The sequence below is a fragment of the Janthinobacterium sp. CG_23.4 genome, from assembly GCF_029892305.1.
In the GTDB taxonomy this organism is placed as follows: domain Bacteria; phylum Pseudomonadota; class Gammaproteobacteria; order Burkholderiales; family Burkholderiaceae_D; genus Janthinobacterium; species Janthinobacterium lividum_D.
In genome coordinates this window covers 4,153,162-4,168,116 of record NZ_JARXUX010000001.1, presented here as the reverse complement: position 1 = coordinate 4,168,116, position 14,955 = coordinate 4,153,162, and the positions used below count along the sequence as shown (strand labels likewise).

At 63.3% G+C, this 14,955-nt stretch carries 10 protein-coding genes; all 10 read left to right on the top strand.

The features are described from left to right. Nucleotides 1–52: 52 nt before the first annotated feature. The 10 genes from H4V96_RS18705 (at nucleotide 53) to H4V96_RS18660 (ending at nucleotide 14,937) form a co-directional block, all read left to right on the top strand. Nucleotides 53–1,495 carry an IgA Peptidase M64 gene (locus tag H4V96_RS18705; protein WP_196854969.1) on the top strand — a complete coding sequence of 481 codons (1,443 nt, stop codon included), beginning with the start codon at nucleotides 53–55 and terminating at the stop codon, nucleotides 1,493–1,495. A gap of 559 nt (nucleotides 1,496–2,054) precedes the next feature. After that, entirely contained in the window at nucleotides 2,055–2,840 is a 786-nt protein-coding gene (fabI, locus tag H4V96_RS18700) for an enoyl-ACP reductase FabI (protein ID WP_196854970.1), read from the top strand. Between the two features lie 10 nt (nucleotides 2,841–2,850). Further along, nucleotides 2,851–4,305 (top strand): efflux transporter outer membrane subunit, encoded by a 1,455-nt coding sequence (locus H4V96_RS18695; RefSeq protein WP_196854971.1) that lies wholly within the window; start codon nucleotides 2,851–2,853, stop codon nucleotides 4,303–4,305. 31 nt (nucleotides 4,306–4,336) lie between these two features. After that, nucleotides 4,337–5,410, top strand: a complete 1,074-nt coding sequence (locus H4V96_RS18690) for an HlyD family efflux transporter periplasmic adaptor subunit (RefSeq protein WP_196854972.1) — start codon at nucleotides 4,337–4,339, stop codon at nucleotides 5,408–5,410. 2 nt (nucleotides 5,411–5,412) lie between these two features. Then, nucleotides 5,413–8,172, top strand: coding sequence for a ribosome-associated ATPase/putative transporter RbbA (gene rbbA / locus H4V96_RS18685; RefSeq protein WP_280721200.1), 2,760 nt, complete (start codon nucleotides 5,413–5,415; stop codon nucleotides 8,170–8,172). 4 nt (nucleotides 8,173–8,176) lie between these two features. Beyond that, nucleotides 8,177–9,301, top strand: a complete 1,125-nt coding sequence (locus H4V96_RS18680) for an ABC transporter permease (protein WP_010401423.1) — start codon at nucleotides 8,177–8,179, stop codon at nucleotides 9,299–9,301. 96 nt (nucleotides 9,302–9,397) lie between these two features. Next, entirely contained in the window at nucleotides 9,398–11,596 is a 2,199-nt protein-coding gene (locus H4V96_RS18675; protein ID WP_280721199.1) for a DUF3141 domain-containing protein, read from the top strand. 9 nt (nucleotides 11,597–11,605) lie between these two features. Beyond that, nucleotides 11,606–13,021: a bifunctional enoyl-CoA hydratase/phosphate acetyltransferase gene (locus tag H4V96_RS18670; protein WP_010401419.1), complete on the top strand. Its 1,416-nt coding sequence runs from the start codon at nucleotides 11,606–11,608 to the stop codon at nucleotides 13,019–13,021. Next, complete coding sequence (locus H4V96_RS18665) at nucleotides 13,018–14,247, top strand: acetate/propionate family kinase (protein ID WP_196854976.1); 1,230 nt, start codon at nucleotides 13,018–13,020, stop codon at nucleotides 14,245–14,247. Before H4V96_RS18670 ends, H4V96_RS18665 begins: the two co-directional genes overlap by 4 nt. A gap of 213 nt (nucleotides 14,248–14,460) precedes the next feature. After that, nucleotides 14,461–14,937, top strand: coding sequence for a hypothetical protein (locus H4V96_RS18660; protein WP_196854977.1), 477 nt, complete (start codon nucleotides 14,461–14,463; stop codon nucleotides 14,935–14,937). Nucleotides 14,938–14,955: the final 18 nt, after the last annotated feature.

Below are 14,955 nucleotides of genomic sequence, written 5' to 3'. Positions count from 1 at the left end.
TTGTTTGGGAAACCGTACCCTTCACCTGTTTTTCTATCGTTTTAGGAATCACATGCAGCAGACCCCGATTCGCTCCCTCCTCTGCGCTCTGACGCTGGCCACCGGCCTGCTGCCTATCGCGCAGGCCGACACTGCGCCGCTGCCAGCGACCATGCGCCTCGATTACCAGCACAGCGGCAATGCGCTGGGCGAACATTATGCGATCGAGCGCGTGCTGGTCGAGCCCCTGCCATGGCCGGGCAATCCGGCGCGTCCCATCGACGATAGCAATCGCGGCAACAACCTGCTGGAAGTGGTCGATATCAAGTCGGGCAAGCTACTGTACTCGCGCGGTTTTTCCACCATCTTTGGCGAATGGGCCAGCACCGATGAAGCGAAAACCACCACACGCGCCTTCCAGGAATCGGTGCGCTTCCCGCAGCCGGAGCAGCCCGTGCGCGTGCGCATCTTGAAGCGCGACGAGCGCGGCCTGTTTTCCATTGTATGGAGCACCGACGTCGACCCGGCCGCGCAGGACGTGATTCGCAAGCAGCCACCGGCACCCGTCAAGCCGATCCCGATCCGCATCAGTGGCCCATCGTCCGAAAAGGTCGACCTGCTGATCATGGGCGACGGCTACACGGCCGCCGACATGGGCAAGTTCGAAGCGACGGCGCGCAAATTGGCCGAGCACCTGTTTACGGTGTCGCCATTTCGCGAACGGGCCAATGATTTCAATGTATGGGCCATGGCCGTGCCGACGCAGGAATCGGGCGTATCGCGCCCATCGACCGGCGTGCACCACGCGTCGCCGCTGGGCACGCGCTACGATATCTTTGGCAGCGATCGCTATGTGCTGACGACGGATAACCGCGCCCTGCGCGACCTGGCGCAGTATGCGCCGTATGAATTCATTGAAATCCTGGTCAACAACGACACCTACGGTGGCGGCGGTATCTTCGGCCAGTTCAGCACTGCGGCAGCGAACAGCGATTGGGCAAAATATCTGTTTGTGCATGAATTTGGCCACCATTTCGCCGGCCTGGCCGACGAGTACTACACCTCGCCCGTGGCCTATCAGTCGAATGGCGAGCGGCAGGAACCGTGGGAGCCGAACGCCACGGCGCTACGCGATCCGGCCAGGCTGAAATGGAAGCACCACGTCAAGGCCGGCACGCCGCTGCCTACCCCGTGGCCGAAGCAAGCGTACGACAGTCATGCGCGCGAGTATCAGAAGCAGCGCGCCGCGCTGCGCGCAGCCAACCGCCCGGAAAGCGAGATGAGCGACTTGTTCAAGGCCGACCTGGCATACACGCAGCAACTGTTTTCCAAGGCGCCGCAGCGCCATGCCGTTGGCGCCTTCGAAGGTGCCAACTACGAGTCGTCCGGCTACTACCGGCCCGAACTGCAGTGCATCATGTTCGACCGTAGCGAGGCGTTCTGCTCCGTATGCCAGGATGGTATCAGCAGCAGCATCGACCTGTATTCGCGTCCCGCTGCGACGCCTCGCAAATAAGGCCGGTCAGCTCAATTGTGCAAGGGATGGTGGGGCATGTTGCAATGCAATAGCATGGCCCCCATTTTGTCTCTACCGCGCCGTCTGCCGTCCGCCATCGCCCAGCGCTGTTTGTTTTTCATGCAAGCTGGAAAACGTTCTTTTCTTTCCCTCAGCCCGGCAGAGTTGTCTGATAGGCACGTCCGCGCGATTGCATAAAAAATAATTCATTTAAATAATATTGGGGTAGAATTTGATCTATATCAATGTTGCATTGCCGCAATCGCGCTTATAGTTGACCTAACTCAAAGCGTCATCGAATGCGGATTGGACTCATTATGAGGCACGCGTCTAAATGCTGTAGAGTAATTTTGCCCCGTACCAGTTCCCCGAGAATGCGCTGGTGCCGGCCTCGAATTTCAGTGACGGAAGCCCGATACATGAAGATGCAGATCCCCGCGCCTGACGCGTGCAGTAGCTTACCTCCCCCCACTTGCATCGCCTTGCCATGCGCGCTCACCGCTGCGCTGCAATGCCTGGACGCGGCCACGCCCTGGCCTGTCCTGCGGCCGAATAAAGCATGACGACGTCCATGCCGCCGTTCCTGACATTGCAGGGAAAGCGCGGGCTGGTGGTGGGTATCGCCAACGCGCAAAGCATCGCCTGGGGCTGCGCCAGCGCGCTGCGCGCGGCCGGCGCCGAATTGGCCGTGACCTGGCTCAATGACAAGGCCCGCCCGCATGTGGAGCCATTGGCGCTGCAATTACAGGCGGCCATCATGGCGCCCCTCGATGTGGCCGTGGCAGGCCAGCTTGAAACGTTGTTTGCGCAGATCGAGCAGCAGTGGGGGCGGCTCGATTTCGTTGTGCATTCCATTGCCTACGCGCCCAGACAGGACTTGCATGGCCGCGTCACGGACAGTTCCGCCGATGGTTTCGCGCAAGCGATGGATGTTTCGTGCCACTCCTTCATGCGCATGGCGAAGCTGGCCGAACCCCTGATGCCGGACGGCGGCAGCCTGATGACCATGACGTATCTGGGGGCCGAGGAAGTCATCGCCGACTATGGCCTGATGGGGCCCGTGAAGGCCGCACTGGAAGCATCGGTGCGCTACCTGGCAGCAGAGCTTGGCCCGCAAGGCATCCGCGTCAATGCCATCTCGCCCGGGCCCCTGGAGACGCGGGCCGCTTCCGGCATTGCCCATTTCGACCGCTTGATGGCTGACGCCATCGCACGCTCGCCCATGCGGCGCTTGGCCACCATCGAAGACGTGGGCGCGCTGTGCGCCTTCCTCGCCGGCGACGGCGCGCGCGCCATCACGGGCGGCACCTTGTATGTCGACGGTGGCTACAACATTCTGAATTGACTGGAAGAAGATGATCATGCCTGTTCCCGCTTTACCAGCGTGCGCCAGGGGCGCTGCGCTGGCCACCGCTCTGGCCACCACGCTGGCCCTGGCCGGTTGCGCCTCGATGGCGCCGCCGTATGCGCCACCGCCGCTACCGGTGGCGGCGCAGTATCCGGAAGCCGATCCTGCCGGCGCGCATGCTGCCGATATTGGCTGGCAAGCCTACTTTACCGATGCGCGCTTGCAGGCGCTCATTGCGCAGGCCTTGGCCAGCAACCGCGATATTCGCATCGCCGCCCTGCGGGTGAAAGAGGCGCGCGCCGCATACGGCATGCAACGCGCCGAGCAATTCCCCACCATTGCGCTGGGAGCCTCCGGCAGTCGCGCGCACGTGCCTGCTGATCTTAGCCTGACGCGGCGCCCCATGACGAGCACGCAGTACCAAACGGGTTTGAACGTGAGTGCATGGGAGCTCGATTTCTGGGGCCGCGTGCGCAGTCTGAACGATAGCGCGCTGCAAACCCTGCTGGCCAGCGACGAGGCGCGCCGCGCCGTCGGTGTTGCCCTGGTGGCCCAGGTGGCCAATGGCTACCTGGGCTTGCGCGAACTCGATGAACGGGTGGCGCTGGCGCGCGCCACGGTCGATAGCCGCGCCGAGTCGCTGCGCATCTTTACGCGCCGCTTCGAGGTCGGTTCGATTTCCAAGCTGGACCTGACGCAGGTGGAAACCCTGCTTAGCCAGGCCTTGTCGCTATCGGCGCAGTTGGAGCAGGCGCGCGCCGTGCAGGCGCATGCGCTGGCCCAATTGGTCGGTGGCGTGCTCGACCTGACGCCGGTGGCTGGTGAGGTGCCCCGCTTCGACGATGCCAGCGTGCTGCAGCCGCTGCATGCGGGCTTGCCGTCGGCCTTGCTGGCGCAGCGCCCCGACCTGGTGGCGGCCGAGCATCAGCTGCGCGCAGCGCAAGCCAATATTGGCGCGGCGCGCGCTGCCTTCTTCCCGAGTATTTCGCTGACGGCTGGCTACGGCACTGCCAGCGCGCAATTAAGTGGCCTGTTCGACTCGGGCAGTGGCGCGTGGAATTTCGCGCCGCGCCTGGTGCTGCCGATCTTTGACGCCGGCCGCATCCGCGCCAATATGGATCTGGCCGAGGTGCGCCGCGATGTGGCCGTGGCCAATTATGAAAAGAGCGTGCAGGGCGCGTTTCGCGAAGTGGCCGACGCGTTGTCGAACCGGCGCTGGCTGGCGCTGCAGGTCGACATCGGCAAGACCACTTTGGCCGCGCAGAGCGAGCGGGCGCGCCTGGCCAAGCTGCGCTACGACAATGGCGCCGCGCCCTACCTGGAAGTACTCGATGCGCAGCGCGATTTGCTGACGGTCGAGCAGCAACTGGTGCAGACGCGCCGCGCGCTGCTCGCCAGCCAGGTCAGCCTGTACGCCGCCCTGGGTGGCGGCGCACCCGCTGCCGCCACGTTCACCTATTGACGTTCCCCGATTGATTGCGATTGCCGACACCATGACTCCACAACTGAAGAAAAAACTTATTCCTGCTGCGCTCGTCGCGGCAATGCTCGTGCTGGGCTTTGTGGCCTGGCAAAAAATGCGCCCCACCGGCCCCGGTGAAGGTTTCGTCAGTGGTAATGGCCGCATCGAAGCGACCGAGATCGATGTCGCCACCAAGCTCGCTGGCCGCGTCAAGGATATCCTCGTGCGCGAGGGTGACTTTGTCAAGGCTGGCCAGCCGCTGGCGAGCATGCAGGTGGACTCGCTGACGGCGCAGCGCGACGAGGCGCGCGCGCGCCAGCAGCAGGCGTCCGACGCGGTGGTCGGGGCGCAGGCACAGGTGGCCGTGCGCATGAGCGACAAGGCGGCCACGCAGGCCCTGGTGGCGCAGCGTGAAAGCGAACTCGATGCGGCCAGGCGCCGTCTGGCGCGTTCCGAAACTCTGTCGAAAGAAGGCGCTTCCTCGGTGCAGGAACTCGACGATGACCGCGCTCGCGTGCGCAGCGTGGCTGCCGCCCTGAATGCGGCCAAGGCGCAGGTCACGGCGGCGCAGGCGGCCATCGACGCGGCCAAGGCGCAAGTGGTCGGTTCGCGTTCCGCCGTGACGGCCGCCGAAGCAACTACTGCGCGCATAGCCGCCGACCTGGCCGATGGCCAACTGGCGGCGCCGCGCGATGGTCGCGTGCAGTACCTGGTGGCGCAGCAGGGCGAAGTGCTGGCCGGTGGCGGCAAGGTGCTCAACCTGGTCGACCTGTCGGATGTCTACATGACCTTCTTCCTGCCCGAAACGGCGGCCGGCAAGGTGGCGATGGGCAGCGAAGTGCGCATCATCCTCGACGCCGCGCCCAATTATGTGATTCCGGCGAAGATTTCCTTTGTCGCTGCCAGTGCGCAGTTCACGCCGAAGACGGTAGAGACGGCCAGCGAGCGCCAGAAGTTGATGTTCCGCGTCAAGGCGCAGATCAGCCGCGAGCTGCTGCAAAAGCACCTGGCGCTGGTGAAAGTGGGCTTGCCCGGCGTGGCGTGGGTGCGTCTCGATGCAAAGCAGCCATGGCCGGCTGAACTGACTGCCAAGGTAGCGCAGTGAGCATGGACGTGAACCCGTTTGTCGTCAGCATCCAGGGCGTCAGCCAGCATTACGGCAAGACGGTGGCGCTCGACGGCATTGACCTCGACGTGCCGGCCGGCCGCATGGTGGGCTTGATCGGGCCCGATGGCGTGGGCAAATCGAGCCTGCTGTCGCTGGTGGCCGGTGCGCGCGTCGTGCAGCAAGGCAGCGTCATGGCGCTGGGCGGCGACATGCGCGATGCGCGCCATCGCGACGATGTCTGTCCGCGCATCGCCTACATGCCGCAAGGCTTGGGAAAAAACCTGTATCCAACCCTGTCGGTCGAGGAAAACCTGCAGTTTTTTGCGCGCCTGTTCGGCCATGATGCCGCCGAGCGCCGCCGCCGCATCGACCAGCTCACTCGCAGCACGGGCTTGCATACCTTCCTGGCGCGCCCGGCGGGCAAGCTGTCGGGCGGCATGAAGCAGAAACTGGGCCTGTGCTGCGCGCTGATCCACGATCCCGACCTGCTCATTCTCGACGAGCCGACCACCGGCGTCGATCCGCTGGCGCGGGCCCAGTTCTGGGACCTCATCGCCAGTATCCGCGTGCAGCGCCCGCAGATGAGCGTGATGGTGGCCACCGCCTACATGGACGAGGCGCAGCGCTTCGACTGGTTAGTGGCCATGGATGACGGCAAGGTGCGCGGTACCGGTACGCCGGCCGAACTGCTGGAGCGCACGCAAAGCGATACCCTGGAAGCGGCTTTCATCAAGCTGCTGCCGGAAGCCAAGCGCGCCGGGCACCAGCCCGTGGTCATCACGCCGCTCGATGCCGCCAGCGCGCAGGATGTAGCCATCGAGGCGCAAGACCTGACCATGCGCTTCGGCGATTTCACTGCCGTCGACCATGTGAATTTCCGCATCGGTCGCGGTGAGATTTTCGGCTTTCTCGGTTCAAACGGCTGCGGCAAGTCGACCACCATGAAGATGCTCACTGGCCTGCTGCCGGCCACCGAGGGCAAGGCCTGGCTATTCGGCAAGGAAGTCGATTCCAACGATATCGACACGCGCCGCAGGGTTGGCTATATGTCGCAGGCATTTTCCCTGTATAGCGAACTGACGGTGCGCCAGAATTTGGTGCTCCATGCGCGCCTGTTCCACGTGCCGGAAGCGCAAATCGCTGCCCGCATCGATGAAATGGCGCAGCGCTTCGACTTGCACGCCGTAATGGACGACTTGCCCGATAGCCTGCCACTGGGCATACGCCAGCGTTTGTCGCTGGCCGTCGCCATGGTGCATAAGCCGGAGATGTTGATCCTCGACGAGCCGACGTCCGGCGTCGATCCGATCGCGCGCGACAACTTCTGGCGCCTGATGATCGAGCTGGCGCGGCGTGACCGCGTGACCATCTTCATCTCGACCCATTTCATGAACGAGGCCGAGCGCTGCGACCGCATTTCGTTGATGCATGCGGGTAAAGTGCTGGTCAGCGATGCGCCGGCCGAACTGGTACGCAAGAAGGGCGCAGTATCGCTGGAAGCGGCCTTCATCGCCTACCTGGAAGAAGCCGGTGGCGGCACGGCAGCGGCGACCGTGGAGGAAACGCAGGAAGCGGCGGCACCCGTGCAGGCAGCACCAGCGCAGGCGCCACTACCGCAGCAGCAGCGGCGCAGTCGCTTCAGCCTGGGGCGCATGCTCAGCTACATGTGGCGCGAAACGCTGGAATTGCGCCGCGACCCCGTGCGCCTGACGCTGGCGCTGGGTGGCTCCGTGCTGCTGTTGTTCGTCATTGGTTTTGGCATCAGCCTGGACGTCGAAGACCTCAGTTACGCAGTGCTCGACCATGACCAGACTAGCCTGAGCCAGAATTACACGAACAATCTGGCGGGCTCGCGCTACTTCGTCGAGCGAGCGCCGCTACGCGACTATGCCGATATCGACAAGCGCATGCGCAGCGGCGAGTTGTCGCTGGCCATCGAGATTCCGCCCGGCTTTGCGCGCGACGTGCAGCGCGGCGCACCAGCGCAAGTGGGGGCGTGGATCGACGGCGCCATGCCGATGCGCGCCGAAACCGTACAGGGATACGTGCAGGGCATGCATCAGTTGTGGCTGGCCGACCAGGCCCTGCACCGCTATGGCATCAAGATGGCTAACCCCGTCGCCATCCAGACGCGCTATCGCTACAACCCTGACGTGAAAAGCTTGCCAGCCATGGTGCCGGCCGTGATTCCCTTGTTGCTGCTGATGCTGCCGGCCATGCTGGCAGCGCTTTCTGTGGTGCGCGAAAAGGAACTCGGTTCCATCATCAATCTGTACGTGACGCCTGTCACACGCCTGGAATTTTTGCTCGGCAAGCAGGTGCCGTACGTGCTGCTGGCCATGCTCAACTTCGTGCTCATGGCGCTGCTGGCGGTCACCGCCTTTGGCGTGCCGATCAAGGGCAGCTTGCCGACCCTGATCGGCGCCACCTTCATCTTCAACATCTGCGCCACCGGTATCGGCTTGTTCGCCTCGACATTTACCCGCAGCCAGATCGCGGCCCTGTTCGTGACCATGATCGGCACCATGATCCCGGCCATCCAGTTTTCCGGCTTGCTCAATCCCGTCTCGTCGATGGAAGGCGTGGGCAAGGCGATTGGCCTGATGTACCCGGCCACGCACATGCTCAATATCAGCCGCGGCGTATTTAACAAGGCACTGGGATTGGGCGACTTGCAGGCCTCGTTCTGGCCTTTGATCGTCGCCATTCCCGTGATCCTCGGCGTGACGGTGGCGCTGCTGAAGAAACAGGAGTCATAAGCGTATGCGTCACCTTGAAAATATCTACCGCCTGGGCGTGAAGGAAATCTGGAGCCTGATTCGCGATCCGATGATGCTGATCCTGATTCTTTATACCTTCACCTTAGCCATTTACGTGGCTGCCACGGCCAAGCCGGAAACCCTGCACATGGCCTCGATCGCCATCGTCGACGAGGATGGCTCGCCCCTGTCCGCGCGCATCGCCTCTGCGTTCTTCCCGCCGCAGTTCACGCCGCCGGCCATGATCAGCCAGAGTCAGATCGATGCAGGCCTCGATGCGGGCCAGTACACCTTCGTGCTGACGATCCCGCCCAAGCTGCAGTCCGACGTGCTGGGCGGGCGCCATGCGGAACTGCAGATGAACGTGGACGCCACGCGCATGAGCCAGGCTTTCAGCGGCAGCGGCTACATTCAGCAGATCGTCGCCGGCGAAGTGGCAGAATTCGTCAAACGCTATCGTGGCGCGACGATCTCGCCGGTGGAGCTGGTGATGCGCGCGCGCTTCAATCCTTCGCTGAGCCAGGCCTGGTTTGGCTCGCTGATGGAACTCATCAACCAGGTGACGATGCTGTCGATCATCCTCACGGGCGCGGCCCTGATACGCGAGCGTGAACACGGCACCATCGAGCATCTGCTGGTGATGCCCGTGACACCGGCCGAGATCATGCTGGGCAAAGTCTGGTCGATGGGCCTGGTGGTGCTGCTGGCCGCCGCCCTGTCGCTGAACCTGGTGGTGCGTGGCATGCTGCACGTGCCCATCGAAGGCTCCATCGCACTGTTCCTGTGCGGCGCTGCCCTGCACCTGTTCGCCACCACCTCGATGGGTATTTTCCTGGCCACCGTGGCGCGCAGCATGCCGCAGTTCGGCATGCTGCTGATCCTCGTGCTGCTGCCGCTGCAGATGCTCTCGGGCGGCAGCACGCCGCGCGAAAGCATGCCCGAGCTGGTACAGAACATCATGCTGATTGCACCGACCACGCATTTCGTCGAGTTAAGCCAGGCGATTCTGTACCGTGGTGCGGGCATCGACGTGGTGTGGAAGCCGTTCCTGGCCCTGCTGGCAATCGGCACGGCCTTGTTTACCTTTGCGCTGGCGCGCTTTCGCAAGACCATCAGCCAAATGGCGTAGGCCCTGCGCCGGAATGTTCCGTCGCCTGTTTGCATGAAAAGGATAGCCATGAAGATCGAATCTGCTCCATTTTTCTCCACCGGCGGCTTGCCATCCATGGGCATGCTGGGCGACTATGCGCGCGACTCTTGGCAGCGCATCGTGCTGTACGCGGACGTGATGCGCCGGCGCGGCAATCAGTACCAGGAGCATCTGGCCGAGGAAGTGCCGAACGTACTGGACTTCCCCGCCGAACTGGTGCTGTCCGGGCTGGACCTGGCGCGCCCCGTCAATTACGGCCTGGCGCGCATATTGACGCCAGATGCGCCGCCGCCCGATCCGGGCAAGCGTCCTTTTGTAGTCGTCGACCCGCGCGCTGGCCATGGTCCCGGCATTGGCGGCTTCAAGGCCGAGAGTGAAATCGGCGTGGCCTTGCGCGCCGGCCATCCGTGCTACTTCATCGGTTTCCTGCCCGATCCCGTGCCGGGACAGACGGTGGAAGACGTGATGCACGCCGAGGCTGCCTTCCTGGAGCAAGTCATCGCCCTGCATCCGCTCAGCGAGGGCAAGCCCGTCGTCATCGGCAATTGCCAGGCAGGCTGGCAAATCCTCATGACGGCGGCCATGCGTCCGGAACTATTCGGTCCCATTATCGTGGCCGGCGCGCCCGTGTCGTACTGGGCCGGCTGGCACGGACGCAATCCGATGCGCTACGCGGGCGGACTGATGGGCGGTAGCTGGGCTACGGCGCTGGCGGGCGACCTGGGCAATGGGCGCTTCGACGGCGCCAGCCTGGTGCAAAATTTCGAGAAGCTCAATCCGGCCAACACGCTGTGGAGCAAGCAGTACAACTTGTACGCAAATATCGATACGGAAGCGCCGCGTTACCTGGAATTTGAAAAATACTGGGGCGGCCACGTGTTCCTCAATGACGTCGAGATGCAGTACATCGTCGACAATCTGTTCATCGGCAACCGCCTGGCCACGGCGGAACTGATCACTTCCGACGGCGTGCGCCTGGACTTGCGCAATATCCGTTCGCCCATCGTCGTGTTTTGCTCGAACGGCGACAACATTACGCCGCCGCCGCAGGCGCTGGGCTGGATCACGGACCTGTACCGCGACGATAACGATGTGCTGATGCACGACCAGACCATCGTCTATGCGGTGCATGACAGTATCGGTCACCTGGGTATTTTCGTATCGGCCAAGGTGGGGCACAAGGAGCACCAGAAATTCGCCAGTAATATCGATTTGATCAACCTGCTGCCGGCCGGCATTTACGAAGCCAGGATCGTCGACAAGACGCCCGAGACGCCGAACGCCGACCTGGCCAGCGGCGACTATGTGCTGCAGGTCGAGCATCGCGGCATCGAGGATGTGCGCGCCATCGTCCAGCCGGATGTGGAAAACGACCGCAAGTTCGCCGCCGCTGCGCGCGTATCCGAGGTGAATCTGGCTTTGTACCGCAGCTTCGCGCAACCGTGGGTGCGTGCCATGGTTACGCCGCAGTCGGCACGCTTGCTGCAGCTCACGCACCCGCTGCGCGTCTCGTACGAGCGCTGGACGGACCACAATCCGCTGGCCAAGCTGGTGGCCAGAGAGGCGGAAAAAGTGCGTTCCCATCGCCACCCCGTGGCACCGGATAACCCGCTGCTGGCCATGCAGGAAGCCTTCTCCGGCGCCATGAACGCTGGCTTGAACAGTTGGAGCAACTGGCGCGACACGCTGCAGGAAACGACTTTCGACATGATCTATGGCTCGCCCCTGGTGCAAGCGCTGACGGGACAAACCATGGGCGCCGCCGCGCCGCCGCGCCCCCATCCTGGCATCTCGCCCGAGCATTGCGAATACGTGCGCTGCGAAACGCGCAAGATGGATGAGGACATGCAGTGCGGGGGGCTGGTGGAAGCAGCCGTGCGCGCGCTGTTCTACATTTACCGCTTCCGCATGATCGCCGACGAGCGCCGTTTCAACCTGGCCTTGAAGCTGATTGAGCCGCAATACCGGCAGGAATTTAGCATGGAGCAATTCCGCGGCATCGTGCGCCAGCAGGCGCGTTTGATGCTGCACGATTTCGATGCCGCCATCGCCGCCTTGCCGGTCTTGCTATCGCGCGCTGACCCGGACGACATCGGCGCGCTGGCCGACTGGCTGCAGCAAGTGCTGCAAGTGCCCGTAGCGCCGACGCCGGACGAGGAAGCGAGCCTGCAGCAGATGCTGGCGCGCTTCGAGCGCGCGACCAAGGCGCAGGCGAAGGCCTTGCCGCAGGCCAGGCCCGCAAGCAAACCTGCCAAAAACACTACCCCTGCCTAAAAGACCAAGATGACTACTCCCCCAGACGATGATTTGCATATCGTGCGTAACCGCACCTTCGACCAGATCGCCATCGGCGACACTGCCAGCATCACGCGCACCCTGAGCATGGACGATATCTCCCTGTTCGCGGTGATGTCGGGCGATGACAACCCGCAGCATCTGGATGCCGAATTTGCCGCCTCCAGCCGCTATCAGGGCGTCATCGCCCACGGCATGTGGGGCGCAGCCCTCATTTCTGCCGTGCTGGGCACGCGCCTGCCCGGCGCCGGCACGGTCTACACGGGCCAGACCCTGCGATTCCTGCAGCCCGTGCGCGTAGGCGATACGCTGGCCATCAGCGTTACCGTCACCACGCTCGATCCGCGCAACCGCCACGTGACCCTGGCCTGCCGCTGCGTCAACCAGCATGGTGCCGTAGTGCTCGACGGCGAAGCGCAGGTGATCGCGCCCGCCGAGCAGATCGAAAGAGTGCGCGCCACTTTGCCGGAAGTGCGCCTGCATAACGGCGACGGCACGCGGCGCCTGCTCGAGCATGCGCGCACGCTGGGTCCGATCAAGGTGGCCGTGATCCACCCTTGCGACGAATTGAGCTTGTCGGGCGCGCTGGACGCCTATGCGGCCGGTCTGATCACGCCCGTGCTGGTGGCGCCGCGCGCGCGCCTGGAAGCGGTAGCGCTGGAGGCTGGCCTGAGCCTGGCCGGCATCGCCATCGAGGACGTCGAACATAGCCATGCGGCAGCGGCGCGCGGTGCCGAACTGGCGGGCAAGGGAGAAGTGGAGGCGCTGATGAAGGGCAGCCTGCACACGGATGAATTGATGTCGGCGGTGCTCGCTGCCAGCGCCGGCCTGCGCACCAAGCGCCGCATCAGCCACTGCTTTCTGATGCAGACGCCTGCGTATCCGCGTCCTTTCATCATCACGGACGCGGCCATCAATATCGCGCCGAACCTGGCCATGAAGGCCGACATCGTGCGCAACGCCATCGACCTGGCGCACGTGATCGGCGTGGCCAGACCACGCGTGGCCATCCTGGCCGCCGTGGAAACGGTCAATGCGGACATGCCGGCCACCCTGGACGCGGCCGCCCTGTGCAAGATGGCTGATCGTGGCCAGATCACCGGGGCCATCCTCGACGGTCCGCTGGCCTTCGATAATGCCGTGTCGATTGCCGCCGCCACCGTCAAGGGCATCGTCTCGGAGGTGGCGGGCCGCGCCGATATCTTGCTGGTGCCCGACCTGGAAAGCGGCAATATGCTGGCCAAGCAGCTTGAATACATGGGTGACGCGGACAGCGCCGGCATCGTGCTGGGCGCGAAGGTTCCCGTGATACTCACCAGCCGCGCCGACTCGCGCGCCAGCCGTATCGCCTCGTGTGCCATCGCCGTGATGCTGGCTAATCATTACCGCAGTACGCCGCCATGAACGCGCCAGTCCTGCACGTAGAAGAACAGACCGATGGCCCCCTGATCCTGGTGCTCAATTGCGGCTCATCGAGCATCAAGTTCGCCCTGTTCGAGCAAGCCGGCGGTGTACTGCCGCAGCAGGCGCAATGGAGCGGCAAGGTCGAAGGTATCGGCCGCGAAAATGCCACTTACCGCGCCGCTGGCCTGCCCCCAGTCGCCTTGCAGCTCGATGCAGAGCAGCCGCACCACGCGGCCCTCGAAACCATCCGCGCGCAAGTCGTGGCGCAACTGGCGGGACGCCCGCTGCGCGCCGTGGCGCACCGCGTGGTGCATGGCGGCAGCAAGTATTTCGCCCCTGTGCGCATCGATTTGAGCGTGCTGGCGGACCTGAAAAGTTTTGTTCCGCTGGCGCCGCTGCACCAGCCTTTTGCATTGGAGGCGATCGAGGTGTTGCTCGAATCGCATCCCGATATTGCCCAGGTGGCGTGCTTCGACACCGCTTTCCACCACACGGTGCCGCAGGTCGAGCAGATGCTGGCCCTGCCTTATGATGCGTGGGAGCGGGGCTTGCGCCGCTATGGCTTCCACGGCCTGTCGTACGAATATCAGTCGCTGGTGCTGGAGCAGCGCTACGGCCCCGTCGCGCGCGGCAAGGTCATCGTTGCCCATCTGGGCAGCGGCGCCAGCCTGTGCGCCATGGATAATTTACACAGCGTGGCCACGACCATGGGCTTTTCCGCGCTCGACGGCCTGATGATGGGCACGCGCTGCGGTTCGCTCGATCCGGGTGCCGTGATCTATCTGATGGAAATCGAGAAGCTGTCGCTGGAAAAGGTGGCGCATGTGCTGTACCACGAGTCGGGCTTGCTGGGCGTGTCGGGCGTGTCGGCCGATCCGCCGGTGTTGTTGGCGCAGCAGGACCGGCAGGATGCTACGGGCGAGCGCATCCGCGCCGCGCTGGCGCTGTATATCCGTCGCATCGTGCGCGAAATCGGCGCCCTGACGGCCGTATTGGGTGGGCTCGATATGCTGGTGTTTACGGCCGGTATCGGCGAACACAGCGCTGAACTGCGCCAACGCATCTGCGCCGAACTCGGTTTCATCGGCCCCGTGCTTGAGGCGCAGGCCAATGCGCGCAACGCCAGCCGTATTTCCACCGATGCCAGCCGCATCGTGGTGGGCGTGGAACCGGCTAACGAGGAATGGGTGGCCGCCCGCCATGCGATATTGGCCGTCAGCGCATGAGGATCTGACGATGCCATCGCACCCCATGGGAATTTGCCGAATTGCACCTATTTCGTATTGAGTGCGATAGCGTACAGTCTGGTTTTAGTTTTTTCTTTAGGATGAAGTCATGCCATCGGGTTGCTGACAGCAACAGCCCGATGCCTGGCAAATTTGGCACATCTTGCCCGCCTTTAGTAAAAATAACTCGAATCCATATTGAAAGGTCTCATCATGAACAAATTACTCGCCGCCCTGATCGCCACCCTGTTTGCTACCGCAGCCTTCGCTCAAACCGCACCGGCTACGGAAGCCGTCGTGAAAGCCCAGGCTGGCGCACAAAAAGACGTCAACAAGGCTGCCGCTGCGCAAGCCAAAGTCGACGCCAAGGCTGATGCCAACGTCGCCAAGGCAGAAATGAAAGCCGACGAAAAGAAAGCCGACGCCCATCATAAGGCGAATAAAACCAAGGCCAAGGCCCACGATAAAGTCGTCAATGCCGATGCGGAAGATAAACTGAAAATGGAAGCCAAGGCAGATAAAACCGACGCCAAGGCTGATGCGAAAGCCACCAAGACTGCCGTGAAAGCCGACGTCAAGGTCGCCAAGGAAAAAGTCGAAGCGAACGCCGACAAGGCCCTCGCCGCCACCAAGACGGCAGAAGCCAAAGCCAAGGCCGACGCTGAAGTCAAGGCCGCCGCGGCCAAGTAATTCCCTGTTTGCGGGTGA